This window comes from Gymnodinialimonas sp. 57CJ19 (assembly GCF_038396845.1).
GTDB lineage: Bacteria > Pseudomonadota > Alphaproteobacteria > Rhodobacterales > Rhodobacteraceae > Gymnodinialimonas.
On record NZ_CP151587.1, the window covers coordinates 1,971,959 to 1,994,622 of the forward strand.

The following is a 22,664-nucleotide window of genomic DNA, read 5'->3' on the forward strand; positions in this document are numbered from 1 at the left end:
AAGAGAAGGCCTGCCGCAAGGTGGGCCTTTTGACCGTTAGGGGGATGTATGTCGCGGGTGATTTCTGTTGTGATTTTCGGGCTGATGGGGGCTGCTTTTCTGAGCGCTCTTGGGGTGTGGCAGTTGCAGCGATTGGCGTGGAAGGAGAGCGTTCTGGCTGAGATTGCCGATCGGATCGAGGCGGCACCAGTGGACTTGCCAGAGCAGGTGGACCCGGCTGCGGATCGTTATTTGCCGGTTGTTGTCGAGGGGCGCTTTGAGGGGGATGCGGTTCGGGTTCTGGTGAGTGTGCAGGGATCTGGTCCCGGATACCGCGTGATTTCAGCGTTTGAGGCGGAGGGGCGCCGGGTCATGGTGGACCGGGGGTTTGTGTCGGAAAGCGTTGATTTGCCGGAAGCACCGCAAGGAACCGTTACGGTCATCGGCAATCTGCACTGGCCCAATGAGGTGGATGGTTTTACGCCGGAAGCGGATTTAGACCGCAACATCTGGTACGCCCGCGACGTGGGCGCATTGGCCACGCAATTGCAGACCGAGCCGGTTTTCATCGTCGCGAGGGAGCTTTCGGCAACAGACGCGCCGTTAACGCCTCTTCCTGTGACGGCGGATGGCATTCCGAATAATCATTTGGGCTATGCAATCCAATGGTTTGGCCTTGCTCTTGTGTGGTTGGGGATGACAGCGTTCCTGCTCTGGCGTATCACGCGACGAAGTGTTTGAGGGAGCCTGGAATGCAATACGTCTCGACCCGTGGGCGCGCGCCCATTTTGTCTTTTGAAGAGGCCATGCTAACGGGGCTCGCGCGGGATGGCGGGCTCTATGTGCCGGCGGAAATTCCGCAGATGTCGCAAGGAGATATCGCGGCGTTGGCCGGGCTGTCCTACGAAGAAATCGCATTCCGCGTGATGCGGCCCTTTGTGGGCGATACCTTTGGCGACGATGAGTTTGCTGAGCTGATTGAAGCCGCCTACGCCGGTTTTGGCCACAGCGCCCGCGCGCCAGTGAAGCAGTTGCAGGACAATCATTTCCTGCTGGAGTTATTCCACGGCCCCACACTGGCGTTCAAAGACTTCGCCATGCAGTTGATTGGGCAGATGTTCCAAGCCGCTCTGACGCGGCGCGGGGACCGGGTGACGATTGTGGGGGCGACGTCGGGCGATACAGGTTCCGCCGCGATGGAGGCGTTTCGCGGCCTTGATGCTGTGGATGTCTTCATCCTGTTTCCCCATGGGCGCGTGTCCGACGTGCAGCGCCGCCAGATGACAACCGTGTCCGAGGCCAACACCCATGCGCTTGCGCTGACCGGCGATTTTGATGATTGCCAAGCGCGTCTTAAGGATATGTTCAACCATTTCGAGTTTCGTGACCGGGTTCGGTTGGCGGGCGTGAACTCGATCAACTGGGCGCGGGTGTTGGCGCAGGTTGTGTATTTCTTCTCCTCTGCGGTCTCTCTGGGCGCGCCGCATCGGAAGGTCTCGTTCTGCGTGCCGACTGGCAACTTTGGCGATATCTTTGCCGGATACATCGCAAAGCGCATGGGACTGCCGATTGATAAACTGGTGATCGCGACCAACCAGAACGACATTTTGCACCGCGCGATGGTTTCGGGCGGCTACACGACTGAGGGGGTTGTGCCCTCGATCAGCCCGTCGATGGACATCCAGGTGTCGTCGAACTTCGAGCGGGCGTTGTTCGATGCCTATGATCGCGACGGTGACGCTGTGGCGCAGTTGATGGATGAGCTGAAGTCCGGCGGCGGCTTCAAGATCAGCCAAGGGGCGATCGGTCATTTGCGGGACACCTTTGCCTCCGGGCGGGTGTCCGAGGCCGAAACTTCGGCCATGATCGCCCGCGCCTTGCCCGAAATGGGAGAGCTTCTGTGCCCCCATTCCGCCGTGGGCGTGGACGTGGCGCAGGACTTCCTTGGGAAGACGCCCCTTATCACCTTGGCCACAGCGCATCCGGCCAAATTCCCCGACGCAGTCGAAGCAGCTTCGGGCGTCCGACCTGCACTGCCAGAGCGGATGGCAGATCTGGTCGACAGACCCGAAAGGGTGCAAAGGGTTGAAAACGACCTGCACGCTTTGGAGAAAGTGATCGAAGGAGGCATCCGCACGTGACCGTCGAAATTCACACGCTCGCCAATGGTTTACGCATCGTGACCGAGCATATGCCAGGCCTTGAATCCGCGGCATTGGGCATTTGGGTTAGCGCCGGTGGCCGCCACGAACGGGTTGAACAGAACGGTATCGCGCATTTCCTGGAGCATATGGCGTTCAAGGGTACGAAGCGGCGGACCGCACTGCAAATTGCCGAGGAAATTGAAGACGTTGGCGGCTACATCAACGCCTATACATCGCGTGAGGTTACGGCCTATTACGCTCGTGTCCTGAAAAACGATGTGGCGCTGGCATTGGATTTGATCGGCGATATCGTCCTCAATCCCATCTTCGACCCGAGAGAGATTGAAGTAGAGCGCGGCGTCATTTTGCAAGAGATCGGCCAAGCCGCGGACACGCCCGACGACGTGATTTTCGATTGGTTGCAAGCCGCCGCGTACCCCGAACAACCCTTGGGCCGCACGATCCTTGGGCCAGCAGAGCGGGTGCAAAGCTTTGGTCGCCCAGATTTTGATCGTTTCGTAGCAGAAAACTATGGTCCCGGTCAGTTGATCCTGTCGGCCGCAGGTGCCGTGGATCACGATGAGATTGTGCGCCTTGCGGAAAAAGCCTTCGGCCACCTCAAGCCAGTGCCTCAAATCGCTCCTCAACCCGGCACCTTCGGCGGTGGAGAACATCGCGTTGTCAAGGGCTTGGAGCAGGCGCACTTCACGCTCGCGCTAGAGGCGCCGGGCTACCGGTCGGACGATATTTATACCGCTCAAATCTATGCCACGGCCCTTGGCGGCGGCATGTCCTCGCGGCTTTTCCAAGAGATCCGCGAAAAACGGGGTCTCTGCTATACAATTTATTCACAGGTCGGCAGCTACGATGATACGGGCCTGCTGACGATCTATGCGGGCACCTCGGCGGAGGATCTGCCGGAACTAGTGGGTCTGACAGTTGATGAGCTGAAGCGCTCTGCCGACACGATGACAGAGGCGGAAGTTGCGCGGGCGCGCGCGCAGATGAAGGCCGGCCTATTGATGGGGCTGGAAAGCCCCTCGGCTCGGGCCGAGCGTTTGGCGCGTCTGATCGCGATTTGGAACCGCATTCCACCGTTGGAAGAATCGGTGGCCCGAATTGATGGTGTCACGCTGCAAGGATTGGGCGAACATGCCAGCGCGTTGGGCCACGCGGGTGCGGCAATGGCGCTATACGGACCGGTTGAAAAGGCCCCTGACCTTGCCACTGTGAGGGAGCGTTTGGCTGCCTGATGATCGCGCGAAAACGCAACCTTCGCCTAGAGACGGAGCGTTTGACGCTTCGCCTACCGCATCATTCGGACTTTCGTCCGTGGGCCGCGTTACGGCATCAGTCGCGTGATTTTCTTGTCCCATGGGAGCCGGTTTGGGCCGACGATCATCTGACACGGAAGAGCTTTACAGCCCGTGTCTATTGGGCGCAGCGCTCGGTCAACCAAGGCTCCGCCGTGCCGCTTTTCATCGTGCGTCGTGCCGATGATGCGCTTCTGGGGGCGATCACTTTAGATAATATTCGCCGAGGTCCGGCGCAGTCGGCGACGCTTGGTTATTGGATCGGTCTTCCGTTTGTGCGCCAAGGCTACATGCGTGAGGCCATCGGTGCGGTCTGCCATTACTCCTTCCATTCCCTGGATCTCAGCCGGTTGGAAGCTGCTTGCCTTCCCGAAAACGCCGCGTCACGCGGTGTGCTGGAGAAGTCTGGGTTCAAGTATGAAGGCGTCGCGCAGAGCTACCTGCAAATCAACGGGCGCTGGCGTAACCACGTTCTTTACGCAAATTTGCGCAGTGACCGACGGGGGCGTACCGAAGTCGGGTGACGCGCGGCAACGGCTAGGGTAGGTCTGTTTCCATGACATGTCTTGATCGCCTGAAGGCTGAACTGCCGCACGCGTTGCGTGATGTTGAAGACCGGTATTTGGAAGAGCCTCGGGGGCGTTGGCGGGGCAAAGCCTTGGCAGTGGTCGCACCGTCCAGTACCGATGAAGTGGCGCAGGTCCTTCAAATTGCTGGGGAAAAACGGACGCCGGTTATCCCCTATTCTGGTGGCACGGGATTGGTGAGCGGCCAGATCAAAGAACACGGCGCGCCGCCGATTTTGTTGTCGATGGAGCGCATGAGCGCCGTGCGCGCAATGGATGCGCAGGCGGGCACGATGGTCGTGGAAGCTGGGGCGATCCTGCAAAACGTCCATAGCGTGGCCGAGGCCGATGGCTGGATTTTCCCGTTAACGCTGGCGTCCCAAGGCTCAGCCAGGATCGGTGGATTGCTGGCCACCAATGCGGGCGGCGTTAACGTCATTCGTTACGGAAACGCCCGTGATTTGGTCCTTGGTGTCGAAGCCGTGCTGGCGGATGGCACCGTGATTAACGGCCTGTCGCCTTTGCGCAAGAACAACATGGGATATGACCTGCGCCACCTTTTGATCGGCTCGGAAGGGACATTGGGCGTCATCACGGCGGCGACTTTGCGTTTGTTTCCAATGCCCTCGACCACAGGGGCCGCGCTGATGGCCGTGCCGTCGGCACAAGCCGCGCTAGAGCTTTTGCGTATGGCGCAGTCGCAAATAGGGGAGGGGATTTCCGCCTTTGAGTTAATCGGCCGAGCGGGCTTTGACTTCCTCGCAGAAGTGGGACCAGAGGTACGGGTGCCGCTTTCAGAGGTGCCGGATTGGTGCTGCCTGATCGACCTTGGCCTTGCGCAAGGCGCGCCCGAAGAGGCTTTAGAAGCTCTATTCGCGGAAGCATTTGAGGCCGGCTTGGTCACCGACGGCGCCATTGCGCAATCAGAGCAACAGCGATTGGATTTCTGGAACATTCGCGAAAGCATCCCCGAGGCGAACCGCCGGATCGGTTCAGTCTCGTCCCACGATATCGCGGTTCCGGTGGCCCAAGTCCCGGCGTTCATCGCGGAAGCGTCCGGGCGGTTGCAGAAGATAAACACGTTCAGGATCAACTGCTTCGGGCACTTGGGTGACGGAAATTTACACTACAATGTGTTCCCGCAGCAGGGAAAAACGAGGGCGGACCACCAGGGCGAAGCCGCGGCGGTGAAGGCCTGCGTCCACGATCTTGTGCACGAAATGGGCGGCTCTGTATCCGCCGAGCACGGCATCGGGCGCCTTAAGGTGGGCGATCTGGAACGTTACGGCGACCCCGGAAAACTGACTGCGATGCGGGCGATCAAGCAGGCGCTGGACCCACTCAACATCCTTAACCCCGGCGCGGTGCTCCGGTCGGAGTAAGCCGCGCTGAGGCAAAGATATCAGTGCGTTAGCTCCGCACGCCCGAGAAGCGTTCCGCCCATTCGTCGCGTTGCTCATCGGCGATTTTCGCGAACAAGACCTCGGGCACCGTGAAGGCATGGCCACCGGAGAGCGCGGAAAGGGATGTTTCCGCATCGGTCGGCCACGCGACATCAACGTTCATACCTGCCGCCATCGCCTCAGCCGCGTCGGGGATGAAGGGCGCGGAAAGGCCGGCGTAGAATGGGATCAAGTTCAGGGCGAACCGGGTGACGGCGGCCGCCCGGTCAGGGTCCGTTTTGAACGCGGTCCACGGGGCAGCGGATTGCAGATACTCGTTCCCTGCGACCCAGATTGCACGCAGTTCTGCGGCGGCTTTGCGCACGTCGATGGCGTCCATATGGGCTTGGTAAGCGGTCAGACGGGTTTGGAGATCGGCGATCAAAGCTGTCTCTTGCTCACCATAGACGCCCGCGTCTGGGACCACTTCGCCAAACTTGGAACGGCAGAATTTGGTGATCCGGCTCACAAAGTTGCCCAACACATCGGCGAGGTCTTTGTTAACGTCCTGTTGGAAGGTTTCCCACGTGAACTCGGAATCCGATGTCTCGGGCGCATGGGAGAGAAGCCACCAGCGCCAGTAGTCCGACGGCAAAATCTCCAATGCTTGATCCATGAAGACACCGCGCCCCTGAGAGGTGCTGAATTGCCCCCCGTCGTAGTTCAGATAGTTGAACGACTTGATGTAATCGACCAACTTCCAGGGCTCGCCTGATCCGAGGATCGTGGCGGGGAATGACAGGGTGTGGAACGGGACATTGTCCTTCCCCATGAATTGCACATATCGAACGTCATCGGCGCCTTTATCCACACGCCACCAGCGCTCCCAATCCGAAATCGTACCTTCCTCCACAGCCTCGGCAGCGCAGGCGATATACTCGATCGGAGCGTCAAACCAGACGTAGAAAACCTTCCCTTCCATGCCCGGCCAATCCGCATCTCCGCGTTTGACGGGCACGCCCCAGTCCAGATCCCGGGTGATGCCCCGGTCCTGCAATCCGTCGCCGTCGTTTAACCATTTCTTTGCGATCGAGGTCGTAAGAATAGGCCAGTCGGTCTTGGAAGAAATCCAATCGTTCAACTGTCCGCGCAGTTGCGATTGACGCAAGTAGAGGTGTTTTGTTTCGCGGACTTCAAGATCAGTGGACCCGGACACGGCAGAGCGCGGTTCTATCAGGTCAGTGGGATCAAGCTGTTTGGTGCAATTCTCGCATTGGTCACCACGGGCTTTGTCGTAGCCGCAGTTGGGGCAGGTGCCCTCAATATAGCGGTCGGGCAAGAAACGGCCGTCGGCGTGGGAATAAACCTGTTTCTCCTCCACTTCGGAGATCAGGCCAGCGTCTGCCAGTTTACCCGCGAAATGCTGGGTCAACGCATGGTTCTGCGGCGAGGAAGAGCGGCCGAAATGATCGAAGGACAGGCGGAAGCCTTTGGCTATCTCGGCCTGTACCGCGTGCATTTCGGCGCAAAATTCCGCGACAGGCTTGCCTGCTTTAGCGGCGGCAAGCTCTGCCGGGGTGCCATGCTCATCGGTGGCGCATAGAAACAAGACCTCTTGCCCGCGCGCGCGCAGATAGCGGGCGTAAAGATCGGCCGGCAGTTGGGAACCCACAAGGTTGCCCAAGTGTTTGATCCCGTTGATATAGGGAATGGCGCTGGTGATAAGCGTACGGGTCATAGGTGCGGCCTTCGGAACATGCGGTTGCGCGCAGCTTTAACGCCGCAGGGCGCGCAAGACCAGTGGCGGCGTCACATCCGGCTTGCAATCATCCGGCCAAGCCCCGTGTCGGAAGCCGATACGCAAACGCCAGTCCAATTGGCGGAGAAGACCACCCCATCGCCACGGGCGTGAAAATAGGCGCCGGTGCCGGTGCGGTCGCCATTGCAGAACGAGCCAGCATGGGAAACCTGAGCCCCATCGCCGCGCCCCTCGATCGTATATCCGACCGAGTAGTTGTCATGCATCGGCCGATCAAACGGACGCGCCACAAGACCGCTCCCGGCCGAGAACCAATGCTGCGCAAGGCGCGCGTAGCTTTCGGCGGACATCTCCCAGCCGCCATAGGACGACCGAGACCCCATGCGGCCGTGGATCGTAGCGTCGGTAATGCCTGCCGGCGCGAGGACGCGGTCCATGCAGGCCTCGGAATACGATTGCCCGGTCAGGGCTTCGATCGCGACCCCAAGCACGGCGTAATTGGTGTTGTTGTAGAAATAGCTGCGCGCGGTGCCCCGCATATTCTCTTCGCGCAGGGCTTCGGAGGCGATGCGGCGATGCAGGCCAAGGGCGCCATGAAGGGTGCTGCCCATGGTGCCTTGGGTCAGGTCGGGCGCCAGGCCAGAGGTATGATTGGCCAGCGCCGCCAGGGTGATCTGGGCATTCCAGGGCTGCGGCGTAACACGCACGGCGGACATCTGCGGGGCGATATCCCCCAAGGAGGTGTACCAGCCAAGCCCTTGATCTTGCAGCACAACGTCCATGCAAATTCCGGTAATCGCTTTGGACAGGCTTGCCACGGGGACGCTGGCATCGGTGGCCTGCGCCAGGCCCGCGCGGTGCATCGTGCCATCGGGAAACAGCACCACCATAGCGCCTTGCGTCAGGCCATTGTCGGCCATCCAGCTGCGCCAATCCCCCTCAATATCGGTCGCGAGAGAAGAGGGAGCAGCAGCGTCCGCTTGCGGCATTGGGATGATCGGCGCGGTCGTGGGGGACGTGGCCTGAGGCGGGCTGATGCCAAGCAACGATGTGGCCATGTCGCGCAGGCTGACCTCGGCTGCGGGCGGCGCAAGAGGTGCGCTTGCGGCAGAGGCAACCTCGACTTGCTCTGGGCTTCCAGGAAGGCCGGAAATGGCGAGATTGGCCACGGCAAAGAGGAATGCGGTGCCGATAACGACACAAAGGGTGCGGAGGATGAAGGTCATGGGATGCTCTGCCTGTTTTGTTGGGCAGAATATCGCGGGCGATGGCGTCAGAATTGAGACGCGGATGGGGCGTTATTTGTCCTGATGGCGCCGAAAGATGCGCCCGACCTGAAATGAGGTGCGCGGTATCCAGATGTAGGGTTGTCGCGTATCCGATGCGGCGCGGCGGCCCATGCGGATCAGGCCGAATACGATCAGCCCGACATGGGCGACGGAAATGAAGTAAAACAGGGCCGCGGGGCCATAGGCAGAGATCAGCCCCGAGGTGGCCAGTGGCGCGACGATGGCCCCGCAGGCAAAGAAGAACATCAGCGCGGCTGACAGCTCGATCCGTTGGTCATCGCGGGCCCAATCGTGCGCATGGGCCGCCGAGATCGAGTAGATCGGGAAGGTGGTAAATCCAAACAGCAACGCCGCCCCGAAAACGCCCGTTGCCCCAAGGACCGGCACGGCCACGGTCACGGCACATGACACGATGGAGGCCGCCGAAAAGCCGATCATGATCCAGCGCCGGTCAAAGCGATCCGCCAACCAACCCGCCGGCCATTGCGCCAGGGCGCCGCCTAAAACGAAGGCGGCCAGAAACAGGCCGATGTCGCTGGCGGCCAAGCCCACTTGTTGGCCGTAAAGCGGCCCGGTCATCCGCAGCGAGGCCGAGGAAACCCCCGCTACCACCACGCCGCTGACCGCCAGGGGCGACAGACGCCAGGCCAGCCAGGGGCGAAGGCGCGGCGTGCCGTGGCTTTCTGGTTGCTTCAGGCGCGTCAGCGTCAGCGGTAGCAGGGCGGCGCAACACAAAATCGCCAACAGGTTGTAGGACACATAGGAGGCCGGGGCCAAGACGCCGATCATGAACTGTGCCACGAGTTGGCTGCTGGTATCGACCATCCGGTAAATACCCATGGTGCGGCCGCGGTTCTCGTTCGTGGCCTTGGCTTGCAACCACGCCTCAATCACCGTGTAACATCCCGCGATGCAAAGCCCGATCGCGACCCGCATCAGCGCCCAGGCATAGGGGTTGATGATCAGCATATGGGCCATCAACCCAATCGCGCCCAAGGCCGTGCAAACCGCAAAAGCGCGCGAGTGGCCGACCGTTCCCATCAGACGCGGAGCCCACCAGCATCCGGCGAAGAAGCCCAGGAAATGCGCCGATCCCAAGAGCCCAATATGCCCGTTGGTAAAGCCAAGCTCTGTGCCCGAAAGCACGTCCAAGGGCCCCACACCGCTGGAGGAAAGTTGCAGCAGGATGACCGAAAGGAACAGGGCGGCGAAGGAAATCAAAAGACGCATGGACAGCCTTGTTGGCTAGGGTGCGGTTTTTGTGCGCTTGTGGGGGCAGGGGCGCAAGTCCGTTTGCGTCATGCTGGGTCGTTTGGGGCGGGAATGCCGCGCCTCAGGCGGGCTCCAACGCCGTGGGTCGCACGACATGAACCGCGCCACGCGCGCTTCGGGTCACGGCCCAATCGGCCACCGGCGCGGTGCGCGCGCGCAGCCGCGATAGCCGCCAGCGATCCGCGTCGGTGGTGTGGTCTGGCATCAACTGCCATCGGCTCTCGACCCCGGCGGCTCCGCCATCGCCGGGGGTCAGGATCACGCCCACAGGGGCGCGACCCGTCTTCTCGCGTCCCGCCTCGGCCGCCAAATGCAGACGACGCACGGGCGTCAGGCCCGGAGGCTCTGGCAGGTCCAACACCACCAGACGGTTCAACCCACCCCGCAGAGCTTCTTCCATGCACCACAAAAGATCTCCGGGGCGGCAACATTCCACAAAGATCAGGCGGCCGGGGTCAATCTCTTGCCGGACCCCCGCCAGATGCAGGCGATCGGGGTGCCACTCGGGCCTGATCCACAGGATCTGGCTGGCGATATCGGTCTGCTTGTCGGACGCCGCCAACCAAAGGGCCAAGCGCCGCCGCCCGTGGCCGCAGAACTCATGGGCGCGCGCACCTGCCAGATCAAACTGATCCAGAAGCCGCAGGCCGGGCCGGGCCTTGTGGTGGGATTGACGGGTAAGCGTGGTGATATCCATGGGGGCAGTATAGATGTTCTTGCTATGTTCTCAACCCTTGCACCTGCCCGAAAGCTGACTAGGTTGGCCGCAACGCAGCCCGCCCCAAGGCTGCCTGAACACCGCTTCACGAAAGGCCCCCCTATGCGCGCGATCCCCCTAGGCTCGACCGACGAGACGATTACCAACTACTGCCTCGGCACCATGACGTGGAGCACTCAGACCCCCGAAGCGGACGCCCATCGCCAGATGGACATGGCGCTGGAGGCCGGAATTGACGTGGTCGACACCGCCGAGATGTATCCGGTCAACCCCGTCAGCGCCGACACGACCGGGAACACGGAAAAGACCATCGGCAACTGGAACGCCGCCAATCCGTCGCGGCGCGGGGAATATAAGCTGGCGACGAAGCACTCGGGCCTGAACGATGGGTTCGCGCGCCCCGGTCAGCCGATCTCCTCAGCCACCTTTGCCGACACGCTTGATGCCTCGCTCAAGCGGCTGCAAACGGATTACGTGGATATCTACCAACTGCACTGGCCCAATCGCGGCAGCTACATGTTCCGCCAGAATTGGACCTACGCCCCCCAGGGCGATCGGGACGAGATCCTCGACAACATGCGAGACGTGCTGGAGGCCGCAGCTACCGCGCAAAAGGCCGGCAAGATCAAGCATTTCGCCCTGTCCAACGAAAGCGCATGGGGCACCGCGCAATGGCTGCGACTGGCCGAGGAACATGGCCTGCCAAGGGTGCAAACGGCGCAGAACGAATACTCTTTGATGTGTCGGGCCTTCGACACCGACATGGCTGAACTGTCGTACCACGAGAAGGTGACCCTTCTGGCGTTCTCGCCGTTGGCGACCGGCTTGTTGACCGGCAAATACAGCGGCGGGGCGGAGCCGGCGGGGTCTCGTCAAACTCTGTCGCCGGGCCTCGGCGGGCGCATGACGCCACGCGCTTTGGTTGCCGCCGATGCCTATGTCGCCGTGGCGCGCAAACACGGGCTGGACCCCGTCCACATGGCGCTGGCCTTCACCGTGCAACGGCCCTTCGTGGTGTCTACGATCTTCGGCGCGACCACGTCCGAGCAGTTGGCCCACATTCTTGAGGGCAAAGACATTGCGCTGTCCGATGAGGTCATGGATGATCTGAACGAGACTCATCGCCAACACCCAATGCCGTATTGATCGCCCATGTCCCGTATCCTGATCTTTGGTGATAGCAACACCCACGGCACCGTTCCCTTGCGGGCGTTGGGCCAATCCGACCGTTTCAAACCGGGCGTGCCTTGGCCTGATGTTTTGGCCGACCTGACGGGCCACACGATCTTCACCGAAGGTCTGCCGGGGCGCACCACCGTCCATGAAGACCCGATTGATGGCGGCGCCCGTAATGGCGCTGCGGTACTACCCGCCGTATTGCTCAGCCATGTACCGTTGGACGCGGTCATCATCATGTTGGGCACCAATGACCTGAAGCCACGCTTCGCCACATCCGCCTTCGATATCGCAAGATCGGTGGAGCGTTTGATCGGCATCACGCGGGCCTTGGTGCCATCGGCCCGCATCCTCGTGATTGCCCCGGCGCCGGTCACGGAAACCGGCGTTCTGCGCGATGCCTTTGCCGGTGCGGTGACGCGACAGCAGGGCTTGGATCAGCATCTGGCCGAGGCCGCCGCCCGCACGGGTGTGAAATTTGCCGCTGCCAAAGATTACGCCGCCGTGTCGCCCGTAGACGGCGTCCACTTGGACGAGGCAGGTCACAGCGCCTTGGCTCAAGGTTTGGCGCCGCTTGTGGCCTCGCTGCTTGACGGGTCAGGCTGAACGCAACCCGCGCGGGGGCCGATGCGACCGGAGCGGCGGCGGCGCGTTACGGATAATGGATTTCAGACCGTAGACGCTCAAGCACTGCTAACACATCGTGGGATGCCACCGAGGCGTCTCGGACCAAGCCATCAAAGTGCTGCGTCATCGTTCGCACGCGATCCTTGTCGCGAAACGCAAGGTAGTGGCGGCCAATATAGAGCACCGCCATTTTCGGCCCAAACACCGTGACCGGGGCCGAATAGGTGCTGCGCGCGTCGAACAGAACGATCCGCAGGGCCGGATACAGGCGGTTGTAGATATCGGCCATCCAATCAAGCTGCTCGGCGCGAACATCCGCGCTCAGCCCCGTGTAATACCCTTCCGCACGGGCAAAGCTTTCCAACTCGTGGACCGGCATCGCCATCTCATAATCGCTCAGGGTCAGCGCCAACCAATCAAGGCGTTGGGCGGCGGCATCAATCGCCTGATCGGGCCTGCGGTGGGTAAGCGGCGCGTATTCCCACCGCAACACGGCATCGGTTTTCAAGATGTCTGGCAGGGTCGCGGGTACGTGGCGGATCTTGTAGCCCTCGGCCTCTCGCTGCCATTCGAAAATCTGGTCGTCCAGCGTCGTCGCCCGCCCGGTTTCCGAGATAGACAGGCTGGTCGCCAGCAACTTTCCCGCCTGTTCCGGCCTGTCCGACAGGCCAAGCAACCAATCCGCCGACACGTCGAGCGTTTGGGCACAGGCCGCCACCACATGCCCTCCGGGCACCCGCGCATCGCCCAAGGCCAGCATCTGCGTCACGGTGGAGCGGTCAATGTTCACCGCCCGGGCCAAGGCGGCTCTGCTCATCCCGGACGTGGTTAATGCGGCGATCAATCGCTCTCGAAACACCTGTGCCCGTGTGGCTCTGCTCTGAGAACTCAGCATTGTTGATTTTTTCCAGCAAAGTTTGATTTGTGTAGAGAAGACCCTGACTGCTCCTGACAATCAAGGTGCCTTATCACCGAAACATGATGACACGAGCCGACAAGTTGCACCCAGAATGGCCGACTCTGGCCTTGCTTATTGCGTGTTACGGCACCTGGGCCGCCACCTTGTTCTGGGTCCCGTGGAGCGTCGTGGCGGTGGCAATCCTGATCCCGGTGATCGCCCTGCAAGCCTCGCTCCAGCACGAGGTTATCCACGGCCACCCCTTCGCCAATCGCCGCTTGTCCGAGGCACTGGTCATGGCATCCCTCAACCTTGCCGTGCCATTTCTGCGCTTTCGCGACACCCATTTGGCCCACCACACCGACGAAACGCTGACCGACCCCTATGACGACCCCGAAACCAACTATCTGGACCCGGTGCGTTGGAGCAATCTTCCGCCAGTGTGTCGCGCCGTTTTGCAAGTGAACAATACACTCCTTGGCCGTATTCTCATCGGGCCCCTTCTGGGGCAAGCAAGCTTCATTGCATCCGAAGCCCGCCTGATCCGCGCCGGAAACCGTGACGTCCTTCGCGCTTGGGGCTGGCATGTCTTGACCTCGGTGCCGGTGGTGGCGCTTATCATCGCCTCACCCACGTCGCTTGGACACTACCTTTTCGCCAGCTACGGCGCCCTATCGGTGCTGAAAATCCGCACCTTCCTGGAACATCAGGCCCATATCTCCGCCCCCGGGCGCACCGTTGTGGTCGAAGATCGCGGGCTTCTGGCGTTTCTCTTTCTCAACAACAACTTCCACGCCGTGCATCACATGCACCCCGGCGTGCCCTGGTATCGCCTGCCGAAGCTCTACGTGGCCAATCGAAGTGCATACCTGAGCAGCAACGACGGCTATCGCTACGCCAGCTATCGCCAGATCTTCCGGCACTACCTATTGCGCGCCAAAGATCCCGTGGCCCACCCGCTCTACCCGCAAAAATAGCTTGGCATCTCTTTGCTTGGGGCCCATGGAACACCCATGCCCCTTTGGATCATTGCCACCCTCTTTGCCGCATTCATGCAAAACCTCCGGTTCGTGCTACAACGCCACCTGAAGGTCACGACACTTTCCACCGGTGGGGCCACCTGGGCCCGCTTCGCCTTTGCCGCCCCCCTCGTGGCGCTGGCCCTGCTGATCTATAAATCCGTCAGCGGACAGGCTTGGCCTCAGATCGGCTCCGGCTACTGGAACTACGCCATTTCCGGCGCGCTCGCGCAAATGACGGCAACGGCCTGCGTCGTTGCGCTCTTTTCGCGCCGTAACTTCTATGTCGGCATCACCCTGAAGAAATCCGAGGTCATCCTGACTGCGCTCATCGGCCTTCTGGTCTTGGGCGAAGCCGTCCGCGGCTCGGTCCTTGTCGCCATCGGCGTGGGCTTTGTGGGGGTGCTCGTTCTCTCCGATCCGCCCCAGGAAGACGGCCTGCCCTGGCGTGCCCGGATCTTTAACGCGGCCTCCGGCTTCGGCCTCGCCTCGGGGCTTCTCTTTGGCATATCCGCCGTGTGCTACCGGGGCGCAATCCTGTCGCTGGAGGGCGGCGATGCGCCGCTCCGTGCCGCCATGGCGCTGCTCACGGCGACAATCGTGCAAACCGCCACCCTCGGTCTCTGGCTCGCCCTGCGGGAGCCAGGGCAAATCAGCGCCGTCTTCGCCTCATGGCGCATCTCCTCGCTGACCGGGCTTACCTCCATGCTTGGCTCCATGGGGTGGTTCATCGCCTTCGCCCTGCAAACGGCGGCCTATGTCAAAGCCCTGGGGCAGGTGGAGCTTCTGTTCACCTTCCTCTTCTCCGCCTTCTGGCTGCGTGAGAAAACCAGCCGCACCGAAATCATTGGCATCGCCCTCATCATCGCGTCCCTCGCCCTGGTCCTGTGGGCAGGCTTCCGAGTCTAGGCGGCCTCCTTCATCTTTTCAAAAATATCGCGGGGGGTCAGGGGGCTGGCCCCCCTTGAACGGCGCTTCCAACACCCCCTTGCACGCCGCTTTTACGCGCCCAGAGCCGCCATCCAGGTTACAGCCTGTAAAACCGGCTTTCTTCCGTGCCGTTGTCAAAGAACGGCACGCCGGGGGCCGCGCGGCCCTCTACCTTCGCAGCCAGTTCTGCAAGGACCACTTCGGTAATGAACGGCATGTCGAAACTGCGCACTTCATCCAGAGGAATCCACTGCAGATGGCTCAACTCATCCTCCGCCCCCGAGAAATCATCGGGATCAGAGGCCAGACCCTCAGCATCAACCAAAAAGAACCGGGCATCAAACCGTCGGCTGCGACCCGGTGGCGTAATGGCGCGGAACACATATTCCATCGCCGCGCCATCTGGCAGATGACCCGTCGCCAAGTAGCCGCGCCACCCCTTGGGGGCGTCCATCGCCTCGGCACGGGCGTCTTTGGCGCCCAGTAACAGACCCGTCTCTTCCCAAATCTCGCGCACGGCGGCGGCCATCAGCGCGGTGCCATTGCCACCATCGTGGGAAAGGCGTGCGGCGCAATCGGGGGCAGGGGGGCGGGCAAAGGGGATTTTCGCGTCCACGGCATCCACAGCCCCGCCGGGGAAAACAAATTTAGACGGCATGAACGCCGCATCCTTGCCGCGCTGTCCCATCAGAACCCTTGGGCGTGTTGCGGCATCGCGTAGCACGATCCCCGTGGCCGCGTCGCGAATGGCTGTCTTGTCGATCAAAACCCGTACATCCGTTTGGCCCATTGTACGCCCACGATCAGCCCCTTGAACCGAGGTAGCAGGGCGAGCGCCATCACCACGACGCCAATGGAGAACGTCACCGCCATCACCCAGGCCGAGGGTTGAAACAACTCATACACCAACAGCTGCAACGACCCCATTACATGGGCCGTCGCAAGGATCGACATATAGGCCGGGCCGTCATCGGCGCGGGCGCGGCTTAGATCCTCGCCGCATTCCGAACAGGTCTTGTTCAACTTCAGGTACTTTTCATACAGCGCGCCCTCACCGCAGTTGGGGCAACAATGCTTCATGCCTTTGCGGATCGCGGGCCAGACGGGCCGCTCCGCATCTGCGTCCAACACGGCGTGAACCGCAGGCGCTGTCTGAGTGTGTTGTGTCATGGGCGCAAAATGGCCCTTCCGCTGAAATAGGTAAAGGGGATGCCCGTGCGACTTGAAAGCACGTCCCCCATCGCAGCACTTAAAACTTTTTCCGACGGAAGTGCGCCCGCCCCCCGTGAGATTAAGCAGACGAGCAAAACAAAGGAGACACTCGTATGACTTTCCTGAAAGCAGGCACATTGGCCCTTTTGATCCCACTCGCGCTGAGTGCGCCGGTTTTGGCCCAGGAAGCAGATCGCCAAGGTGGGCCGCGGATGATCTTCTCGGAGATGGATGCCGATGGTAACGGAGCCCTGACCTTGGAAGAGCTTCAGGCCGCAGGCTCCAACCGTTTTGAGACAGCGGACGCCGACGGCAACGGTGCGTTATCTCGGGACGAGCTACTGGCGCAGGCCCAAGACCGGGCAGAATCCCGTGTGGACCGTCTGCTGGAACGCGCCGATGCCGATGGTAATGGCGAGCTGACAGTGGCCGAGATGGAAGAGGCCCGCGAAGAAGGTCGCGGTCGAGGTCGGGGCCATGGGCGTCGCGGCGGGCGCGGTGGCCCGAACCCGGAGCAGATGTTCGAGCGCATGGACGCCAATAGCGACGGGTCCGTGACACAGGCCGAATTCGACGAAGCCGTTGCCCAGATGCTAGAGCGGATGGGCCGTCGCCACGGTGGCCGTGGGAACTAAAACGGGGTGGGGCCTGCCGATTGGCGGGCCCCCTTCATCGGGCAGGGGCCGCATCGTTCCAATAACGGCGGCCCATTTCCTGAAGACGCGCAGCAGGATAGACAGGCAGAATGACCACGGCCGACACACAGCTTGGCGCGTTGGATGATGGGGCTTTGATGGTCCTGTTCGCCAATGGCGACCCACAGGCCGCGCGTCTGTTGAGCGAGCGTCTGCTGCCGCGTGCGTATCGCCATGCGGTGCGGGTGTTGGGCCATGCGTCGGATGCCGAAGACGTGGCGCAAGAAGCCATGCTACGCCTGTGGCGCGCGGCGGCGGACTGGCGCACGGACGGGACGGCCAAGCCCTCGACTTGGTTGCATAAGGTGGTGGCCAATCTGTGTGTGGATCGGCTGCGCCGGTCCGGGCGCTCGGTTGAATTGGGTGACGATGATTTTGCAGATGACAGCCCCAGCGCGGATGCCCGCCTGCAAGACCAACGCCGCATGGTGGCCCTGGATGCCGCGCTGGCCGAATTGCCTGAACGGCAGCGGCAGGCAGTGGTCTTGCGCCACATTGAAGGCTTGTCGAACCCCGAAATTGCGGCGGTTCTGGAGATTGGCGTGGAGGCTGTCGAAAGCCTGACAGCACGCGGAAAAAGGGCGCTGAAGGCGGCGCTGGAAGGTAAGAAGGAGGCCTTGGGATATGACGGATGAGCATAACAAAGACCCGCTGGAGGCGCTGTTTGCCGAGGCCAAGGCGGATGGCTTCGGGCCCGACTTGATGGCCCGCGTGTTGGCGGATGCCGAAGCTGTGCAAGGCATCAATGCGGCAAGCGTGCCCATTGTGCGGGACGGTTCGGGCGCGACATGGTGGGCGGGCTTGCTTGGCGTGCTCGGCGGTTGGAGCGCGGTTTCCGGCATCACGGCGGCGGGGGTGATGGGGCTGGCGGTCGGGCTCTATTCACCCGATACTGTATCGGGTTTGCTGGACGGCCCAAGCCTGTCTTTCGGCACCGATGCGCTTGAAATGACCCCCGACATGGCAGATTTCTGGACGGAGGACGGTGATGTCTGAGGGCAATGAACCGCGAAGCCCGAAGTGGGTGAAGGTGGTGCTGGTGATCTCGTTGGCGGTGAACCTTGCAGTGGCCGGATTGGTGTTTGGCGCCTTCGCGCGCGGCGACGGAATGAGAGATCGGGTGGAACACTCCATGGCGCTGCGGTCCTTGGGGCTGGGGCCGTTCTCTCGGGCCTTGTCGCCTCAGGATCGTGACGAACTGCGCGGACGGGTTACCCGAAACGGGGTGGAACTGCGCGAAGAACGCCGCGCAGTGGGCCGTGAGTTGCGCCAGATCGAGCAGGCGTTGCGGGTGGAGCCGTTCGACCGAGCCGGTGTGGAAGCGGCGTTAACGCGGTCCCGCAACCTCGTGGTCGCTTTGCAAGAAGTTGGCCACACGGCCCTGCTGGATCAGATCGAAACGATGAGTTTCGAAGACCGTATTGCGCTTGCCGATAGTTTGGATGAGGTCACGCGCCGCAACCGCCGTCCGTAATCAGGTGGGAGGAACCGAAGTGGCGGGCGTTAGGCCGCGGCCCCGCAGATATGGCTAACTTGATTACGTCCATGGGCCTTGGCGCCGTAAAGGGCGGTATCGGCCTTGTGGATCAATGCCTCTGGCGTGATGGATGAGATATCTTCCAACCCCTCTGGCAGAGCCAGACCGACGCTTGCTGTCACCCGAATGGGGAAGGTGTCACCCCCCAGATCAAAGCTAGTCCCGCCGATGCACGACCGCAACCTTTCGGCACATTGCTTGGCGGTGTGCACACTGGCCCCGGTCAGGGCGACCAAAAACTCTTCCCCTCCGATGCGGGCCAAGAGATCGTTGGCCTGAAGTTGCCCCCGCAAACGGGTCGCAACCTCTTGCAGCACCGTGTCACCGGCAGCATGGCCAAAGGTGTCGTTAACGCTTTTGAAGTAGTCCAGATCTATCATCATGACGGCCAGTCCCGCGCCGGGCCGGGCGATCATTTGTTCCATGCGGTGAAGGGCGAAGCGACGGTTATATAGCCCGGTCAGGGGATCGGTGATGGAGGCTTCGATACTCGCGCGGACACCTTCGCGCATCCGGTCGAATTGACGTTTGCGGTCCAGTTGCGCTGAAATTCGGATCGCCAGTTCTTCTGCGTCGAACGGGTCGTGCAGCACGTCACTGGCCCCTAGGTCCAACGCGATTGCGGCTCGTTCGCTATCGCCTTTTGGCAGAATCATAACGCAGGCGGCGTGGCGTGTGCCGGGGCGAGATCGCAGGTCGGACAGCAGGCGCAACCCTTCGTTGCGCTGGCTTAAATCGACCGAGATCACAAAAACGTCCGGCGTGTTTGCGTCCTGCGCATTTTGGGAGAGGGCGTTGTCCTTGGAGATGATCTCCACATTGGTTCCGGTGCGGGCATCAATGGCGGCTTTCCACAGGACCGCGCCACGGGGGCCGGGGGCCACCAGAGCGACGCGACCGGGGTGGGTTTTCCCCTCGAACCCAAGCGCGGCCTCGGCGAACCCAAAGGCCGACACCGTGTCGCCACGCCCGCGCAGTTCTTTTACAGAATCACTGGTCCGCAGCAGCGACCGCACCCGTGCGAGAAGCGTGACTTCCTCCACCGGTTTGGTCAGAAAATCGTCCGCACCGGCCTCCAGCCCATCCATCTTGGCAGAGCGATCCGTGAGGGCGGTGATCAACACAACGGGAATATCGGCGGTTTCAGGGTCTTTCTTGAGGGCCCGGCACACGTCCAACCCGCTCATGTCAGGCATCATGACGTCCAGCAAAATAAGGTCCGGTTTCAAGCTCCGAGCGGCCTTCAGGGCCTCCGTCCCGTTCTCTGCCTGCTCAACGGTGTAACACGCGGCCGTCAGTTTGACTTTCATCACGATCCGATTGGTCGCAACATCGTCAACGACAAGTATCCGTCCCGCCATGTGCCCTTAACCTCGTGTTACCGTTTTAAGTCGAATAAGCAGTTTTACTTATGCATTCAGAATGTGAACGCGAAAAGTTAACAAACCCTTTAAGAAGAATTGGAAGAATAAGGATGCAGCAAGAAACCGCCGAAACAAAGGCGCTGGCGTTGCTGGCATGGCTGGCAGGGCAGGATGAAATCCTACCGGTCTTCATGGGGGCCACCGGCGTCGGAGAGGACGATCTCCGCGCCCGTGCCGCAGAGCCGGAGTTCCTTGCCTCGCTCATGGACTTTCTGCTGATGGACGACAATTGGGTGATCCAAGGGGCCGAGGGTACAGGCATCGCGGCCCAGGAATTCGTGCTGATCCGCGCCGCCTTGCCCGGCGGAGAGCAGGTGAACTGGACATGACGTTGCGCATCCAGGGAATTGTCTTCGACAAAGACGGCGTGCTGTTCGACTTCCAAAAGACTTGGGGCGCGTGGGCGCACCGGATGATTGAGGCGTTGGCGCAGGGGGACGAGGCGCTGGCGCAAACCCTGGCCGATGCGCTCGCCTACGACCGCCCTACACGTACTTTTCGCCCCGAAAGCTTCGTGATCGCAGGTCCGGCCCACGAAGTGTCTCGCGTGATTGCCGATCATTTACCCGATCGTAACTTCTCTGAGATACACGAGTTTCTAGTGACCCAAGCCGCGCAGACGCCCCTTGCCCCGGCGGTGCCGCTGCGGCCCACGTTGATGAACCTCAAGTCGCGGGGGTTACGCCTTGGGGTGGCGACCAATGATGCAGAGCGGGCTGCAAAGGCGCAATTGGCCTCGGAAAACACGCTGGACGTGTTCGATCTGGTGTGCGGTTTCGATAGTGGCTTTGGCGCGAAGCCAGACCCGGGCATGTGTTTGGCTTTTGCCGATGCCACGGGTCTCGCCTCCGATGCGCTGGTGATGGTGGGCGATAGCACCCACGACATGGACGCGGGCCGGGCGGCCGGGTTCACCTGCGTCGCGGTTCTGACCGGGGTGGCGACAGCCGATGATCTGGCGCCCCACGCCGATGTCGTCCTGCCCGATATCGCCGCTCTGGGGGGGTGGCTCGATACGCTCTGACCCGGGGAAGGGCCAAATACGACGCCGCGCCGTCGCAATCGGCCAAACGCGGGCGCAGGTGCTTGGGTGATGGTTAAGGCAGCCCAGAAGGAGGTCTGCCCCATGGCCGAAGCCAAACCACCCCGCCGTCGCCGCGCCGGAGGCCGAGCTGCCGGGACCGCACGCGCAACCGCCCATGTGATCGACCAGCAGCCGTGGCGTTTGCCCCGCAACAACGACCGCCCGACCGAGCCGTTGGAAGCCGATGGCGTGCAGGCGTTGCACCGGGGGGCAATGCGAATTCTGTCAGAGATCGGGATCGAGTTTCTCAACGATGAGGCAGTGGGGTATCTGCGCGACGCGGGCTGCAAGGTTGAGGGTCAGAACGTCTTCTTTGACCCTGAATTCGTGGAGGAGATGGTGGCAAAAGCGCCTGAGACCTTCACCATCACCCCGCGCAATCCGGAGCGGAAGCTGATCATGGGCGGCGATTACATGGTTTTCGGCAACGTCTCCTCTCCGCCCAATGCCTGGGACATGGAGCGCGGCAAGCGCCCCGGCGACATGGAGAGTTATGTCGAATTCATCAAGCTGACGCAGTATTTCAACTGCATCCACTTCGCGGGCGGTTATCCGGTGGAGCCGATTGACGTGCACGCCAGCGTGCGGCACCTCGATTGCCTGTACGAGAAATTAACCCTCACCGACAAAGTCGCTCACGCCTATTCCCTCGGGGCGGAGCGTGTTGATGATGTGATGGAGATGGTGCGCATCGCGGGCGGCCTGACTGACGCGGAATTTGATGCGTCGCCCCGGATGTATACCAACATCAACTCTGTCTCGCCCTTGAAGCACGATTTCCCCATGCTCGATGGAGCGATGCGTTTGGCGCGGCGCGGGCAACCTGTGGTGGTGACGCCCTTCACCTTGGCCGGAGCCATGGCGCCGGTGACGCTGGCAGGCGCGGTGTCACTTAGCCTTGCGGAGGGGCTGGCCGCGATTGCCCTGCTGCAGTGGATCGCGCCGGGCTGCCCGGTGGCGATTGGGACGTTTACCTCGAACGTCGATATGAAGTCGGGCGCGCCCGCCTTCGGCACGCCCGAATACATGCGCGCCACCCAGATGACCGGTCAGATGGCGCGGTTCTACGGCTTGCCGATGCGGGCCAGCGGCGTTTGCGCCGCGAATGTCCCCGACGGACAAGCGATGTGGGAGACGTCCAATTCCCTTTGGTCTGGCGTGCAGGCGGGCGCCAACATGATCTACCATGCCGCCGGTTGGCTGGAGGGGGGGCTAATCGCGTCGCCCGAAAAGTTCGTGATGGATTGCGAGGTGATCCAGCAAATCCAGCGCTATTTTGAGCCGCAGATGACGGGCGTGTCCGAGGACGATCTGGGCTTCGACGCGATCAAGGAAGTGGGTCCCGGCGGCCACTATTTCGGCTGCCAGCACACCCAGGACCGCTATCAAGAGGCGTTCTACGGCCCCTTCCTGTCAGATTGGCGCAACTTTGAAGCCTGGCGGCTGGATGGCGCCGTTTGGACAGCCGAACGCGCCCACAAAACCTACAAAGAAATCCTCGGAGAGTTCGAGGCACCGCCCATGGACGTGGCGATCAAAGATGAATTGGCGGATTTCGTGGCCCGTCGAAAATCCGAGGGCGGCGCGCCGACCGATTTCTAATCTCTCGGGCGGCAAAGGGTTTGTTTACCTCTGTTCGC

At 61.6% G+C, this 22,664-nt stretch carries 24 protein-coding genes; 16 read left to right on the forward strand and 8 right to left on the reverse strand.

The features are described 5' to 3' along the window. Positions 1-48: 48 nt before the first annotated feature. The 5 genes from AADW23_RS09680 to AADW23_RS09700 are packed head-to-tail and all read left to right on the forward strand — an operon-like array spanning position 49 to position 5,384. Positions 49-720, forward strand: coding sequence for an SURF1 family protein (locus tag AADW23_RS09680; RefSeq protein ID WP_341860736.1), 672 nt, complete (start codon positions 49-51; stop codon positions 718-720). Between the two features lie 11 nt (positions 721-731). After that, positions 732-2,120 carry a threonine synthase gene (gene thrC / locus AADW23_RS09685; RefSeq protein ID WP_341860737.1) on the forward strand — a complete coding sequence of 463 codons (1,389 nt, stop codon included), beginning with the start codon at positions 732-734 and terminating at the stop codon, positions 2,118-2,120. After that, positions 2,117-3,376: a pitrilysin family protein gene (locus AADW23_RS09690; protein WP_341860738.1), complete on the forward strand. Its 1,260-nt coding sequence runs from the start codon at positions 2,117-2,119 to the stop codon at positions 3,374-3,376. Before thrC ends, AADW23_RS09690 begins: the two co-directional genes overlap by 4 nt. Continuing rightward, positions 3,376-3,960, forward strand: coding sequence for a GNAT family protein (locus tag AADW23_RS09695; protein ID WP_341860739.1), 585 nt, complete (start codon positions 3,376-3,378; stop codon positions 3,958-3,960). The genes AADW23_RS09690 and AADW23_RS09695 overlap by 1 nt, the downstream gene beginning before the upstream one ends. A 32-nt stretch (positions 3,961-3,992) precedes the next feature. Next, on the forward strand, positions 3,993-5,384 hold the full coding sequence (locus tag AADW23_RS09700) for an FAD-binding oxidoreductase (protein WP_341860740.1): 1,392 nt from the start codon (positions 3,993-3,995) through the stop codon (positions 5,382-5,384). 28 nt (positions 5,385-5,412) lie between these two features. Here the strand turns inward: AADW23_RS09700 and metG are convergent, their stop codons facing one another. The 4 genes from metG to AADW23_RS09720 form a co-directional block, all read right to left on the reverse strand. Then, the gene (metG, locus tag AADW23_RS09705) at positions 5,413-7,122 is read right to left on the reverse strand and encodes a methionine--tRNA ligase (RefSeq protein ID WP_341860741.1); all 1,710 of its coding nucleotides are present in this window, start codon (positions 7,120-7,122) and stop codon (positions 5,413-5,415) included. Positions 7,123-7,193: 71 nt separating this feature from the next. Next, on the reverse strand, positions 7,194-8,369 hold the full coding sequence (locus AADW23_RS09710) for a serine hydrolase domain-containing protein (RefSeq protein WP_341860742.1): 1,176 nt from the start codon (positions 8,367-8,369) through the stop codon (positions 7,194-7,196). Between the two features lie 72 nt (positions 8,370-8,441). Next, a complete protein-coding gene (locus AADW23_RS09715) occupies positions 8,442-9,662 on the reverse strand; it encodes an MFS transporter (protein ID WP_341860743.1) in 1,221 nt (406 codons plus the stop codon). A 103-nt stretch (positions 9,663-9,765) separates the two neighbouring features. After that, positions 9,766-10,401, reverse strand: a complete 636-nt coding sequence (locus AADW23_RS09720; RefSeq protein WP_341860744.1) for a hypothetical protein — start codon at positions 10,399-10,401, stop codon at positions 9,766-9,768. Positions 10,402-10,524: 123 nt separating this feature from the next. Between AADW23_RS09720 and AADW23_RS09725 the strand changes: the two genes are divergently transcribed. Both AADW23_RS09725 and AADW23_RS09730 read left to right on the forward strand, forming a co-directional pair. Continuing rightward, positions 10,525-11,568: an aldo/keto reductase gene (locus AADW23_RS09725; protein ID WP_341860745.1), complete on the forward strand. Its 1,044-nt coding sequence runs from the start codon at positions 10,525-10,527 to the stop codon at positions 11,566-11,568. A gap of 6 nt (positions 11,569-11,574) precedes the next feature. Then, on the forward strand, positions 11,575-12,204 hold the full coding sequence (locus AADW23_RS09730; RefSeq protein WP_341860746.1) for a GDSL-type esterase/lipase family protein: 630 nt from the start codon (positions 11,575-11,577) through the stop codon (positions 12,202-12,204). Positions 12,205-12,250: 46 nt separating this feature from the next. Here AADW23_RS09730 and AADW23_RS09735 read toward each other — a convergent pair whose 3' ends face one another. Further along, entirely contained in the window at positions 12,251-13,120 is an 870-nt protein-coding gene (locus tag AADW23_RS09735; protein WP_341860747.1) for a helix-turn-helix transcriptional regulator, read from the reverse strand. Positions 13,121-13,203: 83 nt separating this feature from the next. On the opposite strand from AADW23_RS09735, the gene AADW23_RS09740 reads away from it, so the two are divergent. Then, positions 13,204-14,100: a fatty acid desaturase gene (locus AADW23_RS09740; RefSeq protein WP_341860748.1), complete on the forward strand. Its 897-nt coding sequence runs from the start codon at positions 13,204-13,206 to the stop codon at positions 14,098-14,100. A gap of 36 nt (positions 14,101-14,136) precedes the next feature. After that, the gene (locus AADW23_RS09745) at positions 14,137-15,051 is read left to right on the forward strand and encodes an EamA/RhaT family transporter (protein WP_341860749.1); all 915 of its coding nucleotides are present in this window, start codon (positions 14,137-14,139) and stop codon (positions 15,049-15,051) included. Positions 15,052-15,169: 118 nt separating this feature from the next. On the opposite strand, the gene AADW23_RS09750 is transcribed toward AADW23_RS09745, so the two are convergent. Next, positions 15,170-15,862 (reverse strand): NUDIX hydrolase, encoded by a 693-nt coding sequence (locus AADW23_RS09750; RefSeq protein ID WP_341860750.1) that lies wholly within the window; start codon positions 15,860-15,862, stop codon positions 15,170-15,172. Next, the gene (locus AADW23_RS09755; RefSeq protein WP_341860751.1) at positions 15,835-16,242 is read right to left on the reverse strand and encodes a DUF983 domain-containing protein; all 408 of its coding nucleotides are present in this window, start codon (positions 16,240-16,242) and stop codon (positions 15,835-15,837) included. Before AADW23_RS09755 ends, AADW23_RS09750 begins: the two co-directional genes overlap by 28 nt. 155 nt (positions 16,243-16,397) lie before the next feature. On the opposite strand from AADW23_RS09755, the gene AADW23_RS09760 reads away from it, so the two are divergent. The 4 genes from AADW23_RS09760 to AADW23_RS09775 all read left to right on the forward strand — a co-directional run bounded on the left by AADW23_RS09760 (position 16,398) and on the right by AADW23_RS09775 (position 18,453). Then, positions 16,398-16,919 carry a hypothetical protein gene (locus AADW23_RS09760; RefSeq protein ID WP_341860752.1) on the forward strand — a complete coding sequence of 174 codons (522 nt, stop codon included), beginning with the start codon at positions 16,398-16,400 and terminating at the stop codon, positions 16,917-16,919. Between the two features lie 110 nt (positions 16,920-17,029). Further along, positions 17,030-17,614 carry an RNA polymerase sigma factor gene (locus AADW23_RS09765; protein ID WP_341860753.1) on the forward strand — a complete coding sequence of 195 codons (585 nt, stop codon included), beginning with the start codon at positions 17,030-17,032 and terminating at the stop codon, positions 17,612-17,614. Next, positions 17,604-17,975: a hypothetical protein gene (locus AADW23_RS09770; protein ID WP_341860754.1), complete on the forward strand. Its 372-nt coding sequence runs from the start codon at positions 17,604-17,606 to the stop codon at positions 17,973-17,975. Before AADW23_RS09765 ends, AADW23_RS09770 begins: the two co-directional genes overlap by 11 nt. Beyond that, positions 17,968-18,453 carry a periplasmic heavy metal sensor gene (locus tag AADW23_RS09775; protein ID WP_341860755.1) on the forward strand — a complete coding sequence of 162 codons (486 nt, stop codon included), beginning with the start codon at positions 17,968-17,970 and terminating at the stop codon, positions 18,451-18,453. The genes AADW23_RS09770 and AADW23_RS09775 overlap by 8 nt, the downstream gene beginning before the upstream one ends. Before the next feature lie 29 nt (positions 18,454-18,482). Here AADW23_RS09775 and AADW23_RS09780 read toward each other — a convergent pair whose 3' ends face one another. After that, positions 18,483-19,877 (reverse strand): diguanylate cyclase, encoded by a 1,395-nt coding sequence (locus AADW23_RS09780; protein ID WP_341860756.1) that lies wholly within the window; start codon positions 19,875-19,877, stop codon positions 18,483-18,485. Positions 19,878-19,990: 113 nt separating this feature from the next. Here AADW23_RS09780 and AADW23_RS09785 point away from each other — a divergent pair, with 113 nt between their 5' ends. The 3 genes from AADW23_RS09785 (at position 19,991) to AADW23_RS09795 (ending at position 22,626) form a co-directional block, all read left to right on the forward strand. Further along, positions 19,991-20,269, forward strand: coding sequence for a DUF3572 domain-containing protein (locus tag AADW23_RS09785; protein WP_341860757.1), 279 nt, complete (start codon positions 19,991-19,993; stop codon positions 20,267-20,269). Next, entirely contained in the window at positions 20,266-20,964 is a 699-nt protein-coding gene (locus AADW23_RS09790) for an HAD family hydrolase (protein ID WP_341860758.1), read from the forward strand. The genes AADW23_RS09785 and AADW23_RS09790 overlap by 4 nt, the downstream gene beginning before the upstream one ends. A gap of 102 nt (positions 20,965-21,066) precedes the next feature. Then, a complete protein-coding gene (locus tag AADW23_RS09795) occupies positions 21,067-22,626 on the forward strand; it encodes a trimethylamine methyltransferase family protein (protein WP_341860759.1) in 1,560 nt (519 codons plus the stop codon). The last annotated feature ends 38 nt before the right edge of the window (positions 22,627-22,664 follow it).

Coding starts and splice junctions, on each gene's coding strand:
- AADW23_RS09680 (WP_341860736.1), top strand. CDS start 49: ATGTCGCGGGTGATTTCTGTTGTGATTTTCGGGCTGATGGGGGCTGCT.
- thrC (WP_341860737.1), top strand. CDS start 732: ATGCAATACGTCTCGACCCGTGGGCGCGCGCCCATTTTGTCTTTTGAA.
- AADW23_RS09695 (WP_341860739.1), top strand. CDS start 3,376: ATGATCGCGCGAAAACGCAACCTTCGCCTAGAGACGGAGCGTTTGACG.
- AADW23_RS09700 (WP_341860740.1), top strand. CDS start 3,993: ATGACATGTCTTGATCGCCTGAAGGCTGAACTGCCGCACGCGTTGCGT.
- metG (WP_341860741.1), bottom strand. CDS start 7,122: ATGACCCGTACGCTTATCACCAGCGCCATTCCCTATATCAACGGGATC.
- AADW23_RS09710 (WP_341860742.1), bottom strand. CDS start 8,369: ATGACCTTCATCCTCCGCACCCTTTGTGTCGTTATCGGCACCGCATTC.
- AADW23_RS09715 (WP_341860743.1), bottom strand. CDS start 9,662: ATGCGTCTTTTGATTTCCTTCGCCGCCCTGTTCCTTTCGGTCATCCTG.
- AADW23_RS09720 (WP_341860744.1), bottom strand. CDS start 10,401: ATGGATATCACCACGCTTACCCGTCAATCCCACCACAAGGCCCGGCCC.
- AADW23_RS09725 (WP_341860745.1), top strand. CDS start 10,525: ATGCGCGCGATCCCCCTAGGCTCGACCGACGAGACGATTACCAACTAC.
- AADW23_RS09730 (WP_341860746.1), top strand. CDS start 11,575: ATGTCCCGTATCCTGATCTTTGGTGATAGCAACACCCACGGCACCGTT.
- AADW23_RS09735 (WP_341860747.1), bottom strand. CDS start 13,120: ATGCTGAGTTCTCAGAGCAGAGCCACACGGGCACAGGTGTTTCGAGAG.
- AADW23_RS09740 (WP_341860748.1), top strand. CDS start 13,204: ATGATGACACGAGCCGACAAGTTGCACCCAGAATGGCCGACTCTGGCC.
- AADW23_RS09745 (WP_341860749.1), top strand. CDS start 14,137: ATGCCCCTTTGGATCATTGCCACCCTCTTTGCCGCATTCATGCAAAAC.
- AADW23_RS09750 (WP_341860750.1), bottom strand. CDS start 15,862: ATGGGCCAAACGGATGTACGGGTTTTGATCGACAAGACAGCCATTCGC.
- AADW23_RS09755 (WP_341860751.1), bottom strand. CDS start 16,242: ATGACACAACACACTCAGACAGCGCCTGCGGTTCACGCCGTGTTGGAC.
- AADW23_RS09760 (WP_341860752.1), top strand. CDS start 16,398: ATGACTTTCCTGAAAGCAGGCACATTGGCCCTTTTGATCCCACTCGCG.
- AADW23_RS09765 (WP_341860753.1), top strand. CDS start 17,030: ATGACCACGGCCGACACACAGCTTGGCGCGTTGGATGATGGGGCTTTG.
- AADW23_RS09770 (WP_341860754.1), top strand. CDS start 17,604: ATGACGGATGAGCATAACAAAGACCCGCTGGAGGCGCTGTTTGCCGAG.
- AADW23_RS09775 (WP_341860755.1), top strand. CDS start 17,968: ATGTCTGAGGGCAATGAACCGCGAAGCCCGAAGTGGGTGAAGGTGGTG.
- AADW23_RS09780 (WP_341860756.1), bottom strand. CDS start 19,877: ATGGCGGGACGGATACTTGTCGTTGACGATGTTGCGACCAATCGGATC.
- AADW23_RS09785 (WP_341860757.1), top strand. CDS start 19,991: ATGCAGCAAGAAACCGCCGAAACAAAGGCGCTGGCGTTGCTGGCATGG.
- AADW23_RS09790 (WP_341860758.1), top strand. CDS start 20,266: ATGACGTTGCGCATCCAGGGAATTGTCTTCGACAAAGACGGCGTGCTG.
- AADW23_RS09795 (WP_341860759.1), top strand. CDS start 21,067: ATGGCCGAAGCCAAACCACCCCGCCGTCGCCGCGCCGGAGGCCGAGCT.